Origin of the sequence: Chryseobacterium tructae (assembly GCF_030409875.1) — a bacterium.
GTDB lineage: Bacteria > Bacteroidota > Bacteroidia > Flavobacteriales > Weeksellaceae > Chryseobacterium > Chryseobacterium tructae.
On record NZ_JAUFQR010000001.1, the window covers coordinates 2324955 to 2345238 of the forward strand.

Annotated in this window: 21 protein-coding genes; 8 read left to right on the top strand and 13 right to left on the bottom strand. The window is 34.6% G+C overall.

All coding sequences use genetic code 11. The annotated features are described in order from the left end of the window. Positions 1–126 precede the first annotated feature (126 nt). Both QWZ06_RS11470 and QWZ06_RS11475 read right to left on the bottom strand, forming a co-directional pair. Positions 127–696: a hypothetical protein gene (locus QWZ06_RS11470; protein ID WP_290298143.1), complete on the bottom strand. Its 570-nt coding sequence runs from the start codon at positions 694–696 to the stop codon at positions 127–129. After that, positions 693–884 carry a hypothetical protein gene (locus tag QWZ06_RS11475; protein ID WP_290298144.1) on the bottom strand — a complete coding sequence of 64 codons (192 nt, stop codon included), beginning with the start codon at positions 882–884 and terminating at the stop codon, positions 693–695. The genes QWZ06_RS11470 and QWZ06_RS11475 overlap by 4 nt, the downstream gene beginning before the upstream one ends. A gap of 233 nt (positions 885–1117) precedes the next feature. Between QWZ06_RS11475 and QWZ06_RS11480 the strand changes: the two genes are divergently transcribed. The 3 genes from QWZ06_RS11480 (at position 1118) to QWZ06_RS11490 (ending at position 5894) form a co-directional block, all read left to right on the top strand. Then, entirely contained in the window at positions 1118–2941 is a 1824-nt protein-coding gene (locus tag QWZ06_RS11480) for a tetratricopeptide repeat protein (RefSeq protein ID WP_290298146.1), read from the top strand. A 77-nt stretch (positions 2942–3018) separates the two neighbouring features. Continuing rightward, positions 3019–3417 carry a hypothetical protein gene (locus QWZ06_RS11485; RefSeq protein ID WP_290298148.1) on the top strand — a complete coding sequence of 133 codons (399 nt, stop codon included), beginning with the start codon at positions 3019–3021 and terminating at the stop codon, positions 3415–3417. 17 nt (positions 3418–3434) lie between these two features. After that, complete coding sequence (locus QWZ06_RS11490) at positions 3435–5894, top strand: SEL1-like repeat protein (RefSeq protein ID WP_290298151.1); 2460 nt, start codon at positions 3435–3437, stop codon at positions 5892–5894. A 118-nt stretch (positions 5895–6012) separates the two neighbouring features. Here the strand turns inward: QWZ06_RS11490 and QWZ06_RS11495 are convergent, their stop codons facing one another. From QWZ06_RS11495 to QWZ06_RS11530, 8 genes are all read right to left on the bottom strand, one after another. After that, positions 6013–6393: a VOC family protein gene (locus tag QWZ06_RS11495; protein ID WP_290298152.1), complete on the bottom strand. Its 381-nt coding sequence runs from the start codon at positions 6391–6393 to the stop codon at positions 6013–6015. A 579-nt stretch (positions 6394–6972) separates the two neighbouring features. After that, the gene (locus QWZ06_RS11500) at positions 6973–7629 is read right to left on the bottom strand and encodes a DUF2306 domain-containing protein (RefSeq protein ID WP_290298153.1); all 657 of its coding nucleotides are present in this window, start codon (positions 7627–7629) and stop codon (positions 6973–6975) included. A gap of 9 nt (positions 7630–7638) precedes the next feature. Then, a complete protein-coding gene (locus tag QWZ06_RS11505) occupies positions 7639–8097 on the bottom strand; it encodes a DUF2750 domain-containing protein (protein WP_290298154.1) in 459 nt (152 codons plus the stop codon). Positions 8098–8115: 18 nt separating this feature from the next. Then, positions 8116–8763, bottom strand: coding sequence for a DUF4279 domain-containing protein (locus QWZ06_RS11510; protein ID WP_290298156.1), 648 nt, complete (start codon positions 8761–8763; stop codon positions 8116–8118). An 81-nt stretch (positions 8764–8844) separates the two neighbouring features. Further along, positions 8845–9426: a GDP-mannose pyrophosphatase NudK gene (nudK, locus tag QWZ06_RS11515; protein WP_290298158.1), complete on the bottom strand. Its 582-nt coding sequence runs from the start codon at positions 9424–9426 to the stop codon at positions 8845–8847. Between the two features lie 26 nt (positions 9427–9452). Then, positions 9453–10361, bottom strand: a complete 909-nt coding sequence (locus QWZ06_RS11520; protein ID WP_290298161.1) for a TIGR01777 family oxidoreductase — start codon at positions 10359–10361, stop codon at positions 9453–9455. A gap of 32 nt (positions 10362–10393) precedes the next feature. Then, on the bottom strand, positions 10394–10738 hold the full coding sequence (locus tag QWZ06_RS11525) for a hypothetical protein (protein ID WP_290298163.1): 345 nt from the start codon (positions 10736–10738) through the stop codon (positions 10394–10396). A 5-nt stretch (positions 10739–10743) separates the two neighbouring features. Next, the gene (locus QWZ06_RS11530) at positions 10744–11346 is read right to left on the bottom strand and encodes an HPP family protein (protein WP_290298165.1); all 603 of its coding nucleotides are present in this window, start codon (positions 11344–11346) and stop codon (positions 10744–10746) included. A gap of 370 nt (positions 11347–11716) precedes the next feature. On the opposite strand from QWZ06_RS11530, the gene pnuC reads away from it, so the two are divergent. Together pnuC and QWZ06_RS11540 are read left to right on the top strand one after the other, a co-directional pair. Next, positions 11717–12313 (top strand): nicotinamide riboside transporter PnuC, encoded by a 597-nt coding sequence (gene pnuC, locus QWZ06_RS11535; protein ID WP_290298167.1) that lies wholly within the window; start codon positions 11717–11719, stop codon positions 12311–12313. Continuing rightward, complete coding sequence (locus QWZ06_RS11540; RefSeq protein ID WP_290298168.1) at positions 12300–13313, top strand: acyl-CoA dehydrogenase family protein; 1014 nt, start codon at positions 12300–12302, stop codon at positions 13311–13313. Before pnuC ends, QWZ06_RS11540 begins: the two co-directional genes overlap by 14 nt. Positions 13314–13432: 119 nt before the next feature. On the opposite strand, the gene QWZ06_RS11545 is transcribed toward QWZ06_RS11540, so the two are convergent. Continuing rightward, entirely contained in the window at positions 13433–14599 is a 1167-nt protein-coding gene (locus tag QWZ06_RS11545; protein ID WP_290298170.1) for an iron-containing alcohol dehydrogenase, read from the bottom strand. Positions 14600–14666: 67 nt separating this feature from the next. Beyond that, positions 14667–15542, bottom strand: coding sequence for an AraC family transcriptional regulator (locus QWZ06_RS11550; RefSeq protein ID WP_290298172.1), 876 nt, complete (start codon positions 15540–15542; stop codon positions 14667–14669). Positions 15543–15901: 359 nt separating this feature from the next. Here QWZ06_RS11550 and QWZ06_RS11555 point away from each other — a divergent pair, with 359 nt between their 5' ends. Then, positions 15902–16072 (top strand): single-stranded DNA-binding protein, encoded by a 171-nt coding sequence (locus QWZ06_RS11555; protein WP_290298173.1) that lies wholly within the window; start codon positions 15902–15904, stop codon positions 16070–16072. Positions 16073–16394: 322 nt separating this feature from the next. Here QWZ06_RS11555 and QWZ06_RS11560 read toward each other — a convergent pair whose 3' ends face one another. After that, a complete protein-coding gene (locus QWZ06_RS11560; RefSeq protein ID WP_290298176.1) occupies positions 16395–19052 on the bottom strand; it encodes a GTPase in 2658 nt (885 codons plus the stop codon). Between the two features lie 379 nt (positions 19053–19431). On the opposite strand from QWZ06_RS11560, the gene QWZ06_RS11565 reads away from it, so the two are divergent. After that, positions 19432–19764, top strand: a complete 333-nt coding sequence (locus tag QWZ06_RS11565; protein WP_045497669.1) for a single-stranded DNA-binding protein — start codon at positions 19432–19434, stop codon at positions 19762–19764. Between the two features lie 14 nt (positions 19765–19778). Next, positions 19779–20234, top strand: coding sequence for an HRDC domain-containing protein (locus QWZ06_RS11570; RefSeq protein WP_290298181.1), 456 nt, complete (start codon positions 19779–19781; stop codon positions 20232–20234). Positions 20235–20284: the final 50 nt, after the last annotated feature.

Here is a 20284-nt window from a genome sequence, read left to right on the forward strand (position 1 = left end):
AATTTCAATGCAAAATTAAGGCTTTAAATTTGAAAACTAAAGAATTTAACCAATTTTATGTAGTTATTTTTCTCATTTAATGAGAATTTTAATTTTTTGCTTTAAACAGGCTCTTTTTTTGAAATTTTAAGGTTCATCACAATCTCTTTTTACCTTGGCGAAAACCTTTTCAAAAGTTTGAAATAAAGAGTTTTCTTCATCAACCTTAGCCCTGAAACTATGGTTTGCGCAGCTATTGAATGCATTCATGAGATCAATAAAGGCATAATCATCTCTTCGAGGATCATTCCATTTAGCAGTAAAGGCATCCTGTGTTCCGGGATAAGCTTCTTCCCCTTTTTTAGGCTCAAATAAACTTTTCCATGCCAGATACATTTTTTCTTTATCCTTGGTAGTCATGGCATCAGCATATTCTTTACAGGTAGCATAAAACTTGCTGTTTGGGAGAGATTGCGGATCAGCATAGCCCATAAGAAGAGTCTTATAAAGCTGATATTCATTTTCCAAAAGTTGTATCGTTTCTTCACGTTCATTTTTCCAAATCGGAAGGTCAATGAGTGTAAGCTCTTCAAGCTCCTTCTTTCGCATCAGATATTCTTTTTCAGCCTGTTGTAAAAGCGGAGTACTATTGCTGCGTACCAGATCGAATTTGTTAGGGTTAAATACAATGAGAGAAGGAAAGGTAGACAAGGTCAAAGGTGATATAAGTTATATGTACCCTCTATTTCTTCTTTTTTATATTGGGAAGGATCAAAATACCCCTTAACGTCACATCCAAAAGTCTGATAGCTGTAAAGAACCAGTGGACTCTTTTTTGTAGGTGCTTTTTGAGCGATCATCATCGCACATAGAGCCAAAGAAAGTCCTGTAAATACTTTTTTCATGTTTTTACGGTTGAAAAATTTATACTTTTTGAATTTCGGTCTAAATTAATATTTAAAGTATCAAGTGCTGTCATAAATCAGAATTATTTACTCACTGGTTTCAGGTATTTATAAAGGGTGTCATTTGTTTTTCTTTTTGTTTTTTATATTTTGCACGTCCCTATATTATAAGTCCGGCTTCTGCTGAGGCGGAATGGAAATATAATGATTGAATTATAGACAAAATATTAATAATGTACGACAATTTAGAACAACTGTTTTATAGCGGAGACCTGGAACAGTGTATTATAGAAGGTGAACAATACTTACTATCTCATCCCGAAGACGAAGAGGTCTTATTCTTAATGGCAGTGGCTTATCATGACATTGTGTATTATGAAGGACACGAAGCGGTTTATGACGCTATAAGAGATTATGTTATTCCTTACCTACGCAGAATTCTACAAATCAACCCCAACAATCAAAAAGCCTTATACAATATTTTGGATTATCCATTAGGAAATGAATATACCCTGATGCAGATTGCCAGAGCTAAAAAACACATTAATCAAGAAAATAAAAATGAATTTATAGGCTATGCAGAACGGATGCTGGAAGATCCGGAATATGTAGGTTATGGCTATGATTTCTTGGTTAAAATATATGAATCCCTGGAAGAAAATAAAGCGCTTTTGAACAGTCTTGAAGCCGCAATGTATTATTCTAAAAAAGCAGATGCTGATAACCGTGAGATCAGGGATAAAAACACCTCGCTTTACTGGATTAAAAAGATCTATTTACTAGATCGTACAAAAATGGTTTCAGGAGAAGAGCTTATAGCACTTATTGATAAGGAACAGGCTGCTTTTGTAAGCAGAAACGAATATGATTTTATCAACCTTGCTGATATTGCCTATGAAAATAAAGTACCGGATATTTCATTAAAAATGATGTTAAAAGCCATCAAAGGTGAAAATTCTGCACTTCATATTCATGAAAAACTGGTAGAATGGCACCAGCGTTTTGCAGAACTGATTAAAAACGGATACCATAATCCTGATGTTTTTTACTATCAGTTGATTATTGAAAGAAATTATAACGATTTACTGAATATTGTCGAAGATTTTTACTACCATCATGCCCTTGAAGTCATCCATTCCCATCCGGAACTGTTCTCAGGGTATCATTTTGCAGGAACATTTCTGTACGAAGGTCAACGCTATGCCGAAGCTATTCCTTTATTGAAGAAAGCTGTGGAACTATCATCTAACGCCACGCCCTGGAGAAGAAAAGCTGAATCCGAATACCTTTTGAACGGAATAATACCTTCTGAAATTCCTTTATTTTCTGATTATCCGACAGATATCTATAATGAAGGTGTTTATATGGACGAATTTATAGACGAATTAGAGGATGGAAATGATAAGCTGCAATGGATTGAAGTGAGTCGGGCAGTATATGAGCAGGCACATGAAGCATTCCGAAAGTATTTTGAAGAAGATAAGTTTGAGAGTGATGCTAACAATGACCTGCATACCAGAGCAATGTGCTGCAATAACCTAGCTATTAAGTATTCGTTATTAGGCGACTATCAGAGGGCTGCCTCAACGGCTTCTGAAGGATTTAAATATTCAGAGTTTAGAGAACTTCACGTAGTATTGATTGATGCTTTTATGGATGGAGGCAATTATGAAGAGGCAGAAGAAGCTCTAAATAACTATTTCAGCCTTTATGGAGAATGTGAGGATTATTTTTATAAAAATGTATACTATAGAGCACGACAAGTTCAGCTTCATGAATTATTAGGAGTTCATAATGTTTATAGAGAGGCAGAGGAAGTCCTTACCTACGCCTATCAGCATACCATAGAAAATCCGGAAATTAATGATTATGATTATAGAGATCTGGAAGCCGGTAAAAATATATTGGAAGGAATCTTATTTCAACATCTGGACAGTGGGAGCCTTGATACAAGAAGAGCTCATTATGAAGCGATGGCACAACGTTTCCCTCAAGAGCCCAATCCTCAGTATGCCTTGATGCAGATTTATAATGAACAGGAAACTATGGAAAGGTAACATGGGCAGCCAAAAGATATCTTGAAAATAAAAAAGAATTCCTTTTAGATGCTTTTGATAAAGCGAAAACCATTTATATGATCGTAAAAAATGATTTTCTTCAAGGAAATTACCAGGAATCAGCATCCGTTTTTAGTCAATATGATGCGGAATGTGATGCGGCAATGGATCCTGAAGAATATGTACTTTGGCTAAGCTATGGAATTCGAGTTTATGAAAAACTAAACAATAAAGATCAGGTATTCGCTCTTGCTGAAAGATGTACTACGATCTACAATGCTAAAGAATGGGGCTATGATGATCTTGTGGAAAGTGTTGAACTGGCAAAAGCAGTTGTGTTGTATCAGGCTGGAAGCTTAAAAGAAGCCCATACGATATTGGATCAGGTGCGTTCAGTGGCAGACTATGATCCTATTGCTGATGAATATAAAGCTTCTTGGAAAAAACCGGGACTGTTCTCTAAATTCGGATTTTAATCATTAAAGAATAAAAAATGGCACATCGTCTTTATGTATATAATGTGGATTCAAAGACTGGAGACCAATATTCCCATTATCTGGGAGAATGGAATTATGTGATCCCAGATTTGCTTTTTCCTCTATTCTCCTGTGAACCAAGATCAAAAGGAAAACTCCTGTATTTTGATAAAATAAACGGAGTAGAAAGGCTGAAATCATTCTACCAGTTGTTGGGTGAACATTATCAGTTGCTTTATAAAAAGGCATACTATGAGCCTGTCAACAAGATGTTTGAAATGCTGGATGATCTTCCTTATGATACTTTAATGATCAATGGATGGGATGTCTTCAATATGAGTGAAGAAAAACACTCTGACCAGGCCAAAGACTGGGTACTTGAAATTAAGGAAAAGAGTAAGCTCTATGATAAAGCGATATCTAAGCACAATCTGGGCTGGCTGGAAAAAGAGGTTATAGCCAGAAGTGGATATGTATCTTTTTTAGAGATGCTGGAAACAGACTGGATTGATTATGGTCTTGGCTATTGGAATGAAGATTTGTATAAAGATATTTCAGAAACTTTTGAAGACAATGGTCTTTGGGGATTAAAGGATAAAAAAGGAAATATCATCACTCCGGCAGTTTATGACGAAATATTCGCCTTTACTGAGGAGGGGATTGCTGTAGTACAGAAGAATGGGAAGTACGGATATCTGAGAAATGATGGGAAAGTACTTATTGAATGTATTTATGAGGAAGTTTATGATGCTCTTTTTATTGATGGTAAAAGTTATGGGATTATAGAAATAGATCATCTAAGTGGGCTCATTAGTATTGCTACAGGAGAAATTGTGATCCCTTGTGAATACGAGGAACTGGAGATGTTAAGGCATGTCTACCTTTTCAATGCTAAAAAAGACGGTAAGTATCACCTTATTGATGTATCCAATAAACAGATTATTGCAAAGTCTTTTGATGAGCCTTTTGAATTTAATTATTCTGAATTGCTTTATCGTAGGTTGGAAGGAACTTCAAAGAGAGCCTTTTACACCTTTAAAGGTGTTTTCCTTGGAGAATACCCTGAAGATGTATTGGGTGAAATTGCCGAAGGATATTATTGGGTAAAACCTAATAAGTTTCAGAAAAAAAACAGCATTATAAAAGCTGATGGAAGCCTTTTGGATACTGACATAGATACCGTGATGCTTATAGATTATTATACTTCTTTTGCCTACAAAAAAGCTAAGGAATGGTATATCTACGATATAAAATCAGGTGAATTCAGGTTAAAAGAACATACGATTGAAAATATCAACAGAGATTGGTATACCCAGTTTATGAAGAATGTATTTCTGGTGTGTGATGAAAATGGCTGGGGAGTGTATAATGCTGCTGAAGACCGTTGGTTGCTGCCTTCATCTAAAGAATATAAAAAAATAGAAGCTTGCAGAGAAGAGATTTTCCGTGTGACCACCTCAGACAAGATGTTTTATTTTGACCAGAAAACGGAGACCAGAAGCGATTTTTACGACTATATCGGTGAAGGAATAGATTATGATGAACAGATGCTCTGTCTTTATAAAGGACATGAAATGTTGATTCTAGATGCCGGAAGAAGACTACATCAGATCTCAGATCATCAGTTGGGTGCCTTGTATGAAAAAAGACATAACCTGCGTGGAAAAGATCAAAAGTATTTCCTTGATTTTTATAAAGTATGGACAGAAAGAAAAGGTTCAGGCTATGAGGAATTTTTCGACGATGATACCCTGATGTCAAAGGCAGAAGAATATACCAAAGAAGGAAAGATTAAGGACACCATAAGACTTTATAAAATAGGGATAAATCGCGGAAATACAGATATGATGGTGGAGCTTGGATATATTTATGTTCATCATGAGTATCCTGAATTTTATGATCTGGAGAAAGGGCTTGCTTTGTATGAAAAAGCAGCGTCAAAGAATAATGCTATTGCCTGGAATAACCTTGGTTATCATTATCAGAGTGGTGTTGGATATTCTCAGGATATTAAAAAAGCTCTAAAATGTTTCAGGAAGTCTGCAGAATTAGGAGATGGGCTGGCATTGCAGAATCTTGGACTGTTGTATTTTTATGGTGAATATGTATTACAAGACTATGACCTGGCATTAGACTACTATAAACAGGCCGAAAAGAAATTCTATTACAATGATGAGAAGATGGCAGAAATCTATTACCAGAAAAATGATTTTGATAATCTTCAGCGTTATTTAAGAAAAGATACAGAGGGAGCTTATTCCGATATTTATTACGGAATTATATATGATGAAGGATCAGGAGTAAAAGCAAGCATCAAAAAAGCAATTAAGCACTATGAAAAATCTTTGCAGCATGGATATTACACTACAGCCTTGAGAAGACTCTTATACTTTTATAAGGAAGATCCGGCCTTTGCCGATCCTGAAAAATACCAGTATTGGAAAAAATTTGGAGAGGATAACGAAATGGAAATATGATCGTAAGTTTTAACAAGCATTATCTATGTTTCTATGTGGTAAAAATATTGCACCACATGGAAACATAGGCTTATAGTCTAACGTAGAATCATTTTATAGATGTATTCGCGTTATTAAACTAAGAATAGTTGCTCACTTCAATGAGGTTCTGATCCGGATCACGGAAATAAACAGATTTTATCTTTCCTATAGCGCCTGTACGATCTACGATACCCTCGATGATTTCTACATTTTTTTGCTTCAGTTCCTCCAGAATATCATGAATATCTGTATGAGCAATGAAACAAAGATCTGCGGAACCTCTGGTAGGATATTCAGCTTTGGGTTCAAACTCATGACCTTTTTGATGGAGGTTGATCTTTTGATTTCCAAAAGTAAGTGCTTTTCGGTTGTCACCAAAAGTTACCACTTCAAAACCCATAATTTGAGTATAAAATTCTATGGTTTTATCGATATCTGCTACAGTTAATACAATGTGGTCTATGTTTTTAATCTTCATAATTCTTTGTTTTGAAATATTAGCTTTACAAATATCAGAATTTACAGTCTGTTACTGTGTTATTTATAGCTGAAATTGGGGATATTTAGGGTTCCTGTTTTTTTTCTAATTTTAAAATAATAGCTTTACAATATAAAGTACAGCCATGATCTATTTTTTCTTTCTTTTTGTTATTGCAGTCTTGAGCGTAATTTCCTACCTCATCATGAGTTTTTGTAATCGATGGACTAAAGGCCACAAGTATGAAGTGATCTTTAATACGTTCGTATTCATCATATCATTTCTAATGCTATCATTCATCACTATTTTGATTTTTATAGGGACTCTTGATTTTTCCAGATAGTTAGATTTGAAAATAATAAATTTTTAAAAAATATAATCTTATGCCTTTTGATTGGGTTTACCTTATTATTCTTCTGTTTTTCCTTTTCGTAATTATTATTTTTGCCTGGATCTCTAATGTTATCGTTAGTTTTTGTCATCGATGGACAAAGAATCACAAATACAAAAAATGGCTTAATATTTTGATATTTATAGGCTCATTCCTTTTGATTTCCTTTATCAGTATTTTTATTTTAATTACGAATGTTTCTTTTCAGCGATAGATGATTTTTTTTGTCTAAGAAAGAAATAAGCAATCAGAAGATTAATAATAAGAGCCAACCAAACATTTATACCATAAAAAAGCTCATAGTCATGATGTTTTTCATTGTAGAAAAGATTCTTGATGATTCTGAAAGTAATCGCAGTGGTCGTAATGGCATAGCTTAAAATCATATAATTTTTATGGCTGATGATATTTCCTTTCTTAATAGTAAGGACAGCAACTATCGTAAAATAAGCCCAAAGAATGTCCTGAACCAGAAACCCTGTAATACCTATCAATCCACCATTAGAAAACAATCCCAATACAAAACAGGCCGGAACATTAATGATGAGGATATTATACACATAGACCTTACCAATTATTTTGTGTAAACTTCTGTTTTCTCTCAGAAACTGAGCCGAAAATTGAGTTAAACCAGCCAGAAGGCAAAGTACTATCGAAAAAATATGGATGTAGAAAAAGATCATCCAATATGGGTTATTGACCACTTTTTGTTTAAAGGCAAGAAATCCAACAGTTTTATCAAGAGAAGTATATTGGAAGATTACTTTCAGCATCAGAATACTGAAAATAAAAACCGAAAACACTGCTATAACTTTAGCAGTCTTTATTCCCAATGATTTTACCATGAATCTTTTTTAGTCTTTTAATACATCTTTTATCTGATTCTTCATATCTTCCATATCGTTGAATTTTCTTAGCGTTAAAAATTTATCGTTTTTCCTAAGTTCTTCAATAATTTCAAGAGCAAGTTCCAAAGGTTCTGCCTCATATCCAAACAAATTACGGTCAAAATCTATACCTACGATCAAACCGTCACTATTCATTCCCAGACACCAGTTTTCCAGAAATTCATCAAGTGGAATAGGAGTGGGCTCATAACGGCTCCATTCATTGTATACACAGGATTTTGCTCTTGCTGCATCTGACCAGAAACAAATGATCTGTACAGGTTCTCCATCCTCATATTCCAGATCATTGGAGTAGGAGGTAGCATATCCTTTACCATCTTTTAAACCATAAACGATCTTGGTTTCACAGATTTTCCTGATGAAGTCTTTATAGCGGTTTTGTAAGGTAATGTGATCTTGAAGCATTCTATTGATGTTAGATTATTAAGAAATATATGGGTTTCCTGAAACGTAGAAGTCGAAATCAATAGACAGATTCAAATCAGCTAGTTTTTTAATATTTATATCCGATAAAGATGCACCACCAATCATTCCGTTTCCATTGTGAAAATAGCCCACTACTTGAATGGTTGTTTCTGCCATTTCAGATAATTTTCTAATTCCATCAAGATCTTTCAGAAGTTCAAAAAGCAAATTATTTAATTTTCTTTCAAATGTATCGGGTTTATCATTAAGTTCAATCATAATACAGCTAAAATCATAGCTTCCAATGTTGCGTTTTCTCTGATCACCTTTATTCCAGCTTTTGCTAATTGCTAAATGAGTCATTTCATTGAGCTCAGTATTGCTGAGGTCTTCAGAAATAGCTTTAAAATAAATCGAAATTTTAGGTTCAGTTGAAATTCCAATAATCTCCTTGTTTTTTGAATGAATATAAAAAGTAAGGTAGAAAAGCTCATCAACAATAGGAATATAAACTGCTTTCTCATTTTGATCATCAACAATATTTTCAATGACAATATTTCCATCCTGATAAACCGGAGAATGAATTTCCAATATTTGTTCCGTTATTCCCCACTCTTTATAACTTAATTCATTTTGAATGATATTCGTAATTTCTTGTTCTGTCATATTAAAATAGATGTTTTTCAGTGCTGCCCAAATATATAAGTTACCAGCAACATAAAAAGGCAAATATTATCTGGATCCTTTTTACAAAATCCCTTTTATTCTCAAATATTGCAATAGCATAATTGTTTTAGCATCTTTAATTTCTCCCGTATCAATCATAGAAAGAGTTTCTTCAAAAGGTAATTCCAGCACTTCAATATGTTCTCCTTCTTCCTCAAGCCCGCCACCATCGTTAATTTTCATTTCATTTGAATATTCAGCGATGAAGAAATGAAGAATCTCCGTAACAGAACCAGGAGACATATAGGCTTCAAATACCTTTTCTACTTTAGAAATTTTATAGCCTGTTTCCTCTTCTGTTTCTCTTTTGATACAATCTTCAGGATTATCATTGTCTAAAAGCCCGGCACAAGCTTCAATAAGCATTCCGGTAGCATTTCCGTTAATATAAGTAGGCAATCGGAATTGTCTGGTCAGAATAATGGTATTGGAAGTTTTGTTATACAGCAAAATAACTGCTCCGTTGCCTCTATCATAGGCTTCTCTGCTTTGGGTTTCAGTAGTTCCGTCTTTTTTGCGGACAGTAAAAGTAACTTTGTTTAAAGTATACCAGTTATCAGATAAAACATCTGTTTTTAAAATAGTGATATTAGGATTTTGCATATTGTTGTTTGAATTCTTTTTATGAATTATGGAGTCTTTAATAAATCTTTTAAGGCACCTTTCAGAGCCGGAAATTTAAATTGAAAACCAGCATCCTGAATCTTTTGTGAAGAAGCCCTTGAACCTTCCAGAATAGCACTCGCAAGTTCACCAAATAATATTTTTAAAAGAAAAGCGGGAACATTAGGCATGAATAATGGCTTCTTCAGAACCTCAGCAATCTCTTTAGTTAAATCTGCATTGGTAGCATGTTGAGGTGAAACAGCGTTATAAGCACCGTGAAGGGTGGTGTGTTTTAGAGCGAACTCATATATAGAGCAAATGTCTTCAATATGAATCCAGGGCATATACTGTTTGCCACTTCCCAGAGCAGATCCCATTCCATATTCTATAGGCGGGAGCATTTTCTTTAAAGCACCTTCTTTTTCAGAAAGGACAACAGCCGTTCGAATTTTGACGATTCTATCAGCTAGATTTTGTTCTTTAAAATGGTCAGCAGCCCTTTCCCATAAAACAACCACTTCACTGAGGAAATCATGTCCCGGTGGATCATTTTCCGAATATATCTTTTCTGTGGTCAGAGTTCCATAAAAGTTGATTCCTGAGGCAGAAATAAAAGATTTTAGTTTAAGCTCTTTTTTTCTTAACGTATTTCGCAGTAAGGTAGCAGAATCCACTCTGCTGGAAATCAATTCTTTTTTTCTTTCTGCTGTCCAGCGCTTTTCTGAAATATTAGCGCCAGCCAGATGAACGATATGAGATACATTTTCAAAAGCTGACTCATCGATGGTTCCTTTTTTGAGATCCCATTCATATTCATTGGGCTGTCTTTTTTTTCGGGTAAGAAATCTTACCTCAAATTCATTCTCGATTTTTTTAGCAAGTTCTTTTGCAATTAAGCCATTTGCTCCGGTAATCAAAACAACTTCTTTCATAGTACTATATTTGAGGTGGTGTGGTTAATAGGTTATGCTTGGTTTTTAACGATCAAAACAAAGTCTTCTTCTAAAAGCTTATAGCCATAATCATAAATGAACTTATATTCAGATCCGTTTTTATAAACCTTTACATTGGTAAAATATTCAAAGTCAAAACCGATGCTTTCTAATTTGGATTTAGCAATCTTTGTTTTGCCATCTATATTTACCTCTACAAGGATCCTGTAGTTTTTGCGAAGCTTATTATTAATATTCCGCATCAGATTCGAAGAATCTTTATTTTGTTTATTATTGTAGGCATTTCGGCAGGCATCATTGCAGAATTTTTTATCAGACCTTCCTATGATTTTTTCGCCACATTCCAGACAATTCATAATTTTTATTTTTTCACTTTGTGTCCATGAGCATGTTTTTTTCGTAACAATCTTATAAACCTGCTGTGTGAAGGATAGCTTCTGTTAGGCGTTATATTGTTGAAAAATAAAGCCACCAGCAACAGGATAATACACCCCGAAAGAACCGGAGAGATAACATACCAATACCCTAATTCCGGAATTTTCCCGGTAGAGCTCACTGCAATCAGAGCTGTTGCTCCGCCCGGCGGATGCAGGGTTTTTGTATACTGCATTAATACAATAGAAAAAGCTACTGCTAATGGAGCAGAAAGCCATATAATATCCGGAACAATTTGATAAACAGTAACTCCCACCAACGCGGAAAGGACGTGGCCGCCAACCAGATTTCTGGGTTGAGCCAATGGACTTTGGATTGCTCCGTAAATAAGAACACTCGAGGCACCAAAAGAACCAATCAGAAATATGTTTTCAGCCTGTGCTAAAGAATGAGACTGGATATATGCAATCAGGCCAATTCCGAAAAAAGCACCTAAGAATGACCAGAAATGCTCCTTGTAATCAACCAAAGTCTCTTTATAAATTACATATTTTGAAACTCTGAACGTTCTTTTTATTGTCTTCTTCATTGAGGTTGTCCTGCTTTATTTTAGGGTTAATTATTACAAAAAACCGGTTGGATATTTTAATAAAGCAAAGATACAGAATTATCCGTTTGTAAATGGATGGTATTAAGATGGGAGCATTTTTTAAAATCTGCAAAATTTGAATTTGTGTTTTCTTTTCAAAATCTAAATCACACGAAAGATTATTTGTAGTAAAAGAATAGTTGAATTATTTTTTATTGTCGCTAAAAAACATCAAATTTGTGTCCTCAATGGGGTGCTGCAATAGCGGCTGAGATGATACCCGGGAAATTTTTCCACACCTGATTCGGATAATGCCGACGTAGGGATTTTTTTGATTGATCATCTCATCATTTAATTTATGTAAGTTAATTTGATGCAGGAAATTTTACAACAGACAACATGGCAGGAATGGCTTGGAGTCTTCTTTTCAGTAGTTCAGGTCTTATTGGCACGAAAAAACAATTCCAATACCTATCTTTTCGGGATTGCCGGAATTTTACTTTCGCTATATGTCATGTTTTTCGCTAAACTCTATGCGGAATTTACCTTAAATCTCTACTATTTAGTAATGAGCATTTACGGATGGCTGTATTGGAAATTCGGGAAACGAAAAGCGGAAACTGTTATTTCTGAAACTACTCATCAGGAAAAACTGATTACCGCAGGAATTGTAATAGGAGCATTCTGTCTTTTCTGGGTTTTTCTGACAAACTTCACCGATTCTGACGTTCCGGTTTTGGATTCTCTGGTAAGTGCTTTTGCCTGGGCCGGAATGTGGTTGATGGCAAGAAGAAAAATTGAAAATTGGATTTTACTCAATATAAGCAATATTATTGCGATTCCGCTGCTGATCCATAAAGGTCTCTATTTATATTCAATGCTGACCGCTTTCTTATTCATTGTTGCTATTTCAGGCTATCTGGAGTGGCGAAAAATCATTAAAAACAGAAAAAATGCTTTCGCATAAGGAAATAAGAGAAAAAATGTACGGAGCCTCTGAAGTTCCGCAATCAATAATCAATCAGATTCATCAGGAAAGACTGCTCCAGATCTGGGTTCCTGAAATGTATGGCGGATTGGGATTTCGATTAAAAGAAGGTTTATCTGTATTGTTCGATTGGTCAAAAATAGATGGAAGTTTGGGTTGGATGCTGACTTTATGCTCAGGAGCCAATTTTTTCTCAAGAAATTTAAAACCCGAAATTGCTCAAGAACTTTTTTGCAACCCTCAAACCTGCTTCGGCGGAAGCGGAATGATTGGCGGAACGGCAGAAAAGCAAGCCGATGGAACTTTTTTAATTTACGGACTTTGGCATTTTGCAACGGGAGCACCCCATCTAAGTCATTTTACTTTAAATGCTAAACTTACTCAAAAAGGAGAACCGTTGCTAGACAAATCGGGATCTGAAATGATAAGATCATTTGTTATTTCCAAAAATCAGGTTGAAATTATTCCAAATTGGAAATCGATGGGGATGAAAGCAACCGGAACCTACTCCTTTAAAGTTGAGAATGTGAAAATTTCGGAAGAGTATAGTTTTATTTATGATGAATTTTTTACGGATGATGTTTTAGATAAAATTCCATTTAGGATTTTTGCCGATTTAACTTTATTGGTTAATTATCTTGGGATAGCTTCTCATTTTTTAGAAGAAGCGGTTAAAATTAGACCTCATCTTGACTTGCATCTTTTTAATGAAAAAATAGAAGAAGCGATGAGAAGAGTATTTGAATTTGCCGATGAAATTGAATCTTTACTCAATGATTTTGCAACAATTTCTTTTGAAAAACAAGAGGAAATTCACGATTATTCATCAGATGTAGTAGAAGGTTTGTCGCATCAGATTCTTGATATTTATTTTCAGTTAGGAATACAAGCAAGTCATACAGATTCTGCAGTGTATCAGGTTTTTTGTGATTATTTTACGGCAACGCAGCATTCTAATTTTAGAAAGGAAATCCAATAGCCGGATATTGTGTTGAATACGAAAAAAATATAACCTTAGAATTCTTTTGGTTGAATAGCAAAACAAGAGCCCAAATCAGGCTCCTGCTTTTTTATGCTAAAATTTAAATATAAAATTAACTATCCTGCCACCAATTCTTCTGTGTATACAAGACCTTCATAACAAGCATTATAAATAGCCTTTAATTCATCTAAAGAAGGAACTCTTGGGTTGAAACCTGTACATGGATCTGCAAGCGCATTCGCTGTGATATAATCAATGTTTTTATCCCAATCTTTTCTTGAAATTCCAAATTCTTTGATTGCCGATTGATTATTAACTTCTAAACGCAGCGTTTCAATGGCCTGTGCAAGATCTTCAGCGGTTTCTTTACCAATTACTCTGGCTAAATCAGGGTAGCGCTCTGTAGCTTGAGCATTATAACGGATAACATTCGGAAGGAAAATGGCATTGGAAGCACCATGAGGAATTCCGTACAGTGCTCCAACCTGGTGAGATAAAGAGTGAACAATTCCCAACCAAGCGTTGTTGAATGCTAAACCTGCCATAAAGGAAGCGTCATGCATATTCTGACGTGCCGTAATATTGTTTGGATTTTCTACGGCCTCTTTTAAGTTATTGAAAACAATCTCAAGACCTCCTTTTGAAAGTGCATCTGCAATATTATTATCAATGTTGGATACAAAAGCTTCCACACAGTGCGTCAATGCATCAAGACCTGTATTTGAAGTAACGTGTGCAGGCATTGAAGCACAGATCTCTCCATCTACGATAGCAATATCCGGTGTTAATTCATAAGAAACGATTGGATATTTCACCCCTTTTTCCCTGTCTGTAATCACGGCAAGACCTGTTGTTTCAGTTCCTGTACCACTTGTAGAAGGGATAGCGATAAATTTTGCTTTATTTCTTAAAACCGGAACCGTGAAAGGCTTAATCATCGCATCGAAATCAGCATCAGGATATTCATAAAATACCCACATGATTTTTGCGGCATCAATGGCAGAACAGCCTCCTAAACCAATTACCCAATCCGGCTCAAATGTTTTCATCATTTCAGCACCTTTCATGCAAGTTGCTGACGATGGATCTTCCTCTACACCTTCGAAAATCTGAGTTTCGATTCCTGCTTCTGTTAGGTAAGCAATCGCTTTATCAAGAGTTCCACTTTTTCTCATAGAGCTTCCTCCCGTTACGATTACCGCTTTTTTACCCTTAATATTTGCTAATTCTGAAAGGCTTCCGGCACCATGGAAAACTTCTCCTGCAATAAATAATTTGCTCATTTTTTTTGTTTGATTTTAATGAGACAAAATTAGATAAGCCCAAACGGATGGTGTTATACAAACAAGATTATGTGTTATACATTTGCGCCAATTCCTGTTGTAGAGCAGTAGGCGTTTCCTTCAATTTAGACTTTACAAATTTGTTGAGAGCAGAAGGAGAATTGAAACCGAGATCAAAGGCAATTTCTTTATGAGAAAGGTCTGAAAACATCAATTGTCGTTTAATCTCTATTAAAATTCGGTTATGAATAGTCTGAATAGCCGTTTCCCCGCAATGTTTTTTAGTAATTGAATTTAATTTTTTTGTCGTAATGGATAGTTCATCAGCATAATACTGAACTGTTCTGTATTGTTTGTAATGTTCGTTCAATAATTTTTTAAAACGAACATAAATAGGTTTGTCAGTTGTTTCTTTATGAAGAATAGGATGCAATCCGTGAACAGATTCAATTAAGCCTAACAGAAAAATTTTGATATGAAACCTCGTCTGTTCCTTTTTGATAAGGCTTGGATATTGATAAATTCCCTGGATAATAGAGATTGTATATAAACTTTGCTGAAAGTCTTCTGAAGATAAAATGGTACAATGAAGCTGTGTGGAAAGATTTACATTATAAGTACTCAGTTCATTTTTCAAAATATCTGAACAGAATAATACCTCTTCAAACAGAATTATTTTTCCTTTCAAATCATTACTTATATCAGAAATAAAATGCACCTGCTCCGGAAATACTACAGAAATTTTTCCTGGTTTCAAAGAATGAACCTTATCCTCAATATGCAGCTGTAAAGTCCCGTTTTCAATAACAATAATAAAAAAATGATCTTTCTTGTGTGGCTTATCATACTCTTGTAAATAGTCACTTGTTAAATCAAAAACCCGAAAAGAAAGATTTTTATCCTCTTCCTTTTGAATATTCTTTTTAATTTCTAACGTCCTCATATATTCATTTCTTTATAATCAAAAATCATCATTGCTTCTTTTTAGTAAGAAACAGAAAGCAAAATTAATTTAAATCTTAATAAAATAGCCACTAATGCACGAATAAAAAGGATTCGTGCATTAGTGGCTAACTCTTATATAAATTTTTGTTTTTCAAATTATATCAACATTTTTTGCTCTAAAAAACAATTTCTATAACTTTTTTTTAGTTTTGTCTATCCGACCGCAAACGACTACAAACGAATTTAAATAGTTTATAACCGACTGGCTTTTGGTGAGATCGCAACCTTTGCAACAGAGATTTGAGAAAACAGTGAACGTCTCTTATCTGAAATATTAATCATTAAAATCTAAAAGTTATGTCACTAAGAAACAAAGTAACATTAATTGGTTACACAGGTAAAGAAGTTGAAATGGTAAACTTCGAAAACGGAAATGTAAAAGCAAGTGTATCTTTAGCTACCAGCAATCATTACACCAATGCTAAAGGCGAAAAGGTAGAAGAAACACAATGGCACAATTTATCATAAGTTAATACTTATCAAAATTAATCAAATATTTATAATGTAATCATATGATTTACAGATGTGATTAGGTTAATATTGTTTTGATTAATTTAAAATCTTACACAAAACGCAAAGTTTATAACTTTAAATAAACACAGACCCACTGTAATGGCGGGGGGTTGTCTGATTAAACTAATAGCTGATGAAATCTATGCATGAACGGGTATGCTTGCTAATAAGCATACCCAATTGTACAAAAAATACTTGTTTCCAAATGATTACTGACAGAATATTTTAGAATTGCTCAAAAACTTTCTTTTTAAATATCTGTGAAATCAGAATACCCCTAAATTGGTTCCAGTTCCCTTTCTATATTTTCTATTTGATCTTTAACTTGTTCCAAATCATTTTTTGTATTTTTCAACAATGTAAAAGAAGGCTCAATCGATTTTTCCTTGACCTGCTGAGTTATTACACGGATTTTTTTGACATTTTCATCTGGATTAGAGAAAATCCCCAAAAACAAAGACTGGAATTGTGAAACAAGGCTTAAATATTTGCGTTGTTGTTCAACGAACAGTGCATTTTTGCTTGCTAACCCATCCAAAACCTGCATTATATCACTGTTGGCTTGGCTAGTAACTGGTGTTAGCTTTTCTTCATAAATTCTCTCTAGCGAGATCCGTTTTTTTGGTCTTGCATCAGCCAAGCTTGCGCTAAGGGTATTAAAAAAATCTTCATTGAACGTCAATCTAAGTTGTTCCTTGGCTTTTTGTTTGAATTTTTTGTGATGTCGCTCTGTCATTTTGTTAAGATCGGTCCTAAGCCTAGTAATTAAATTACCAATCAATGCAAATACGGTACTACTGATCACACCAAATCCAATCGTCCAACGGACAGCCGTAGGGGTAACCATATTCAGCTTTACCATTAACAGATAAATCAAGATCCCTGAAATTGCAGCTATACCTGTCCACTTAAAAATTGCCTTCTGTCTTGTTTTTTTCTGCTTTTGCTGTTGTTCCCTAAATTCCTGAAAACTGCTCCTGTGATCCTCAAAAGCTATCAATAGTTTTTCTTGGTATAACCTATTGATTTCCATTTCTATTGCGAGTCGCGCTTCCTCCATTATATCAACAATTCTGAACTCTTCCTTTTGGAAAAAAATATTGACCGTCGAATTTCTTCTAATGGTGTCCGAACCTAATTCTCTTTTAAGCTGCAGGATATTATCCTCTACTTCTGTAAGATCTTTTTTTAGATCTAATATCTTTTGATCTTTTCTAGGATATATGCTTAATATAGCTCCCTCTTTTTTTTCTTGCTTATAATGCTCTGGGAATTCATCATCTAATTCATCCAACTGCTTTCCGATCCTTAGCTTTTGGATAGTGTCTTTTGTATTTTTAGTAAGCACACTCGCTTTGTACATCTCGATAACATCAAAATATTTATCGAAATTTTCTGTTATGTTGTCTGCTCCTTGTTTATATACATCTTCAAGTGCATTGATGACCTGTTGCCTGTCCATTGCAGCCTTAAATTGATCTAATCTTCCCATTAGCTTGCTTCTCTCCTCATCGGCCAAAAGATACAAACGGTTGAGATAACTAATTACAGAACTATCCATTTTTGAAAAATCTATTTCCAAGGTATCGTCAATGTCGAAAAAATCTATTCTAGATGGAAGAACTTCTCGGATATCCTCTTTGTCTATATCTGTTTCGTCGCTTTCTAGAACATTACCAATATCCTGCTTAATCGTCAGTATCTTAGCTTTTGCAAGACTGTATAGTTCTGCTGTAAATCTTCCGATGTTGCCATTTGATTGATTTTCTATAAAAGTAGCAATCGCTCTCTTTTCTGTAGCCATCTCCTCTGTATTGGAAAGTATTCTAGGAATTGTCTTTGCCATCATAGAGTTTAATTGATCATACTCGGTCTGGAGTGTCAGTTTTAGCTTTCTTTCTCCTTCGACCCAGACATTTCTCAATTTTTCGTTATTTACATCAACTGCGGCATCGAATTTATTAATATTTTCTCCTGCAGTCCTCAGAAAATCTCCGGTAATCTTTATTTTTTCCTTAATATTATTAAGAAAAAACGATTCCAGATCTTCTAAATTTCTCGAATAAAATTCCAATTTATGGCTATGGTTATCCCATAATGAACTTTGTCCGAGTTCGGTAGACCATCCTAAAATTTTTACACGAAGTTCTTCTATATTATATCCCTCTCTATTATCTATAAAGACAAAATCTTTTTCCGAAAGTTCGGCAGCACCTGAAAATTCTTTCAGCCGCGACATCAGTTGGCCCATGAAACCATTTCTTTTGCTTGAATCTGTATTCTCGTCAGACAATGGTTGGTTGCTTGTAATCTTGAACTCGTCTGTTCTGGTTATAACGAAATACAGAGGTATAAACGGCAGCCTTTTGTTTTTCTGTAGTAGCAAAGGAATGTCAGCTTGATCTATCGGATTTGCTGCCGAAATGAAATAAAATATATAGTCACATATTGGCAGGAAATCTTGTATAAGCTCGTTGTCTATATTTGGATCACCCGATCCGGGCGTATCTGCAATAACCAGATCCTTTAGAAAGGCCGAGTCTATAGTTACGGTTCTAACTGGAACATAAACGCTTTCTTTTGTCATGTGCATAATCTTTTGAGAATTGGCCTTGTCTGTGATCAGCGTAATTGTTGTATCGGTTGGGTGCAGAGCCGTGTCGCGCTCATCACTCCCCCCTTTAATTTGTAGGATACTGTTGATTGTGCTGGACTTACCTGAAGAATAGTGTCCCACAAGACCAACATAGACTAGGTTTTGCTCCTTTGCTATATATTGTTCCAGACTTGAAATGAGCCTTTCTAAAAGCCTTTTGTTTTCTGCACTTGTAGCGAGTTCTTTAATTTCGAGTGCTTTAGTAACCAGTTCCTTGTTGATAATTACATTTAGCTCCTTTGCCTTATTAAGGATTTTTCTAATTTGAGTTTCGTCCATGAGGTTATTAATTTAGATTGAACGGTTTGTTGTTCACCCTTACAATTTATGAAAAATTTCATGACTGAAATAAGACTATTTTATGGAAAAATTTTCTTTAATAGAATTAATGTTATAAAGGTAAAATTGATCAGGCCATGTCCTGAGTAAGTTCCCATTATTCCTTTTTATTGTAAAATGATATCAAAATTTTTTACCATAAAAAATAAGGATTGCTAAACAATTTTAATTTCACTTATCCGACCGTAAACGACTACAAACGAATTTAAATAGTTTATAACCGACTGGCTTTTGGTGAGATCGCAACCTTTGCAACAGAGATTTGAGAAAACAGTGAACGTCTCTTATCTGAAATATTAATCATTAAAATCTAAAAGTTATGTCACTAAGAAACAAAGTAACATTAATTGGTTACACAGGTAAAGAAGTTGAAATGGTAAACTTCGAAAACGGAAATGTAAAAGCAAGTGTATCTTTAGCTACCAGCGATCATTACACCAATGCTAAAGGTGAAAAAGTGGAAGAAACACAATGGCACAACCTGATTGCTTTCGGGAAAGTTGCGGAGATTATGGAAAAGTATGTTCCTAAAGGAAAAGAAATTGCTATTGAAGGTAAGCTTACGTACAGATCTTATGATGATAAGGATGGTGTAAAGCGTTACATTACGGAAATTCGTGTAGATGAGATCCTGTTGCTGGGAGGTAAATAATTCTAAAAACTCAAATGATGAAAGTAAAAGTTTTTAAAATAAGACTTCCCGAGGAGTTTCTCTACAAAGATCAGAAAATGCTCGATGATTTTCTGGAAGGTAATGAGATTATAAAAGTGGAAACCGCTTTTGTAAACGATGAATGTTATTGGTCTGTGATTCTGTATTTTGAAGAACAAAAGTTAGTGAAAAATACAGTGAAAGAGCCAAAAGTTGTTAAATATTCTGCAGAAAATGACTTGCTTAATTCTGATGAAGAAAAGATCCTGGATGCCTTGAAGCTTTGGAGATCAGAAAAAGCCAGGGAACAAAATCTGCCAAGCTACTTCATTGCAAGTAATAAAGAACTGATGTCTGTAGCTAAGTATAAACCTGCCAGAAAAGAAGAACTATTGGAGATCAAAGGATTCGGAAAACATAAAATTGAAAATTATGGCGAAGAAATACTGGAAATTCTTGAAAATGTTTGATTTTTTAGAATAATAATTATCTAATTTTAAAAACCGAAGAAAATTTTTTT

What these genes read in the sequence shown, in the direction of transcription:
- QWZ06_RS11490 (WP_290298151.1), top strand. Translation starts at nt 3,435, where the DNA reads ATGGCACATCGTCTTTATGTATATAATGTGGATTCAAAGACTGGAGAC.
- QWZ06_RS11500 (WP_290298153.1), bottom strand. Translation starts at nt 7,629, where the DNA reads ATGGTAAAATCATTGGGAATAAAGACTGCTAAAGTTATAGCAGTGTTT.
- QWZ06_RS11540 (WP_290298168.1), top strand. Translation starts at nt 12,300, where the DNA reads ATGCTTTCGCATAAGGAAATAAGAGAAAAAATGTACGGAGCCTCTGAA.
- QWZ06_RS11475 (WP_290298144.1), bottom strand. Translation starts at nt 884, where the DNA reads ATGAAAAAAGTATTTACAGGACTTTCTTTGGCTCTATGTGCGATGATG.
- QWZ06_RS11495 (WP_290298152.1), bottom strand. Translation starts at nt 6,393, where the DNA reads ATGAAGATTAAAAACATAGACCACATTGTATTAACTGTAGCAGATATC.
- QWZ06_RS11565 (WP_045497669.1), top strand. Translation starts at nt 19,432, where the DNA reads ATGTCACTAAGAAACAAAGTAACATTAATTGGTTACACAGGTAAAGAA.
- QWZ06_RS11545 (WP_290298170.1), bottom strand. Translation starts at nt 14,599, where the DNA reads ATGAGCAAATTATTTATTGCAGGAGAAGTTTTCCATGGTGCCGGAAGC.
- QWZ06_RS11505 (WP_290298154.1), bottom strand. Translation starts at nt 8,097, where the DNA reads ATGCTTCAAGATCACATTACCTTACAAAACCGCTATAAAGACTTCATC.
- QWZ06_RS11480 (WP_290298146.1), top strand. Translation starts at nt 1,118, where the DNA reads ATGTACGACAATTTAGAACAACTGTTTTATAGCGGAGACCTGGAACAG.
- QWZ06_RS11485 (WP_290298148.1), top strand. Translation starts at nt 3,019, where the DNA reads ATGATCGTAAAAAATGATTTTCTTCAAGGAAATTACCAGGAATCAGCA.
- QWZ06_RS11555 (WP_290298173.1), top strand. Translation starts at nt 15,902, where the DNA reads ATGTCACTAAGAAACAAAGTAACATTAATTGGTTACACAGGTAAAGAA.
- QWZ06_RS11560 (WP_290298176.1), bottom strand. Translation starts at nt 19,052, where the DNA reads ATGGACGAAACTCAAATTAGAAAAATCCTTAATAAGGCAAAGGAGCTA.
- QWZ06_RS11510 (WP_290298156.1), bottom strand. Translation starts at nt 8,763, where the DNA reads ATGACAGAACAAGAAATTACGAATATCATTCAAAATGAATTAAGTTAT.
- QWZ06_RS11520 (WP_290298161.1), bottom strand. Translation starts at nt 10,361, where the DNA reads ATGAAAGAAGTTGTTTTGATTACCGGAGCAAATGGCTTAATTGCAAAA.
- QWZ06_RS11570 (WP_290298181.1), top strand. Translation starts at nt 19,779, where the DNA reads ATGATGAAAGTAAAAGTTTTTAAAATAAGACTTCCCGAGGAGTTTCTC.
- nudK (WP_290298158.1), bottom strand. Translation starts at nt 9,426, where the DNA reads ATGCAAAATCCTAATATCACTATTTTAAAAACAGATGTTTTATCTGAT.
- QWZ06_RS11525 (WP_290298163.1), bottom strand. Translation starts at nt 10,738, where the DNA reads ATGAATTGTCTGGAATGTGGCGAAAAAATCATAGGAAGGTCTGATAAA.
- QWZ06_RS11550 (WP_290298172.1), bottom strand. Translation starts at nt 15,542, where the DNA reads ATGAGGACGTTAGAAATTAAAAAGAATATTCAAAAGGAAGAGGATAAA.
- QWZ06_RS11530 (WP_290298165.1), bottom strand. Translation starts at nt 11,346, where the DNA reads ATGAAGAAGACAATAAAAAGAACGTTCAGAGTTTCAAAATATGTAATT.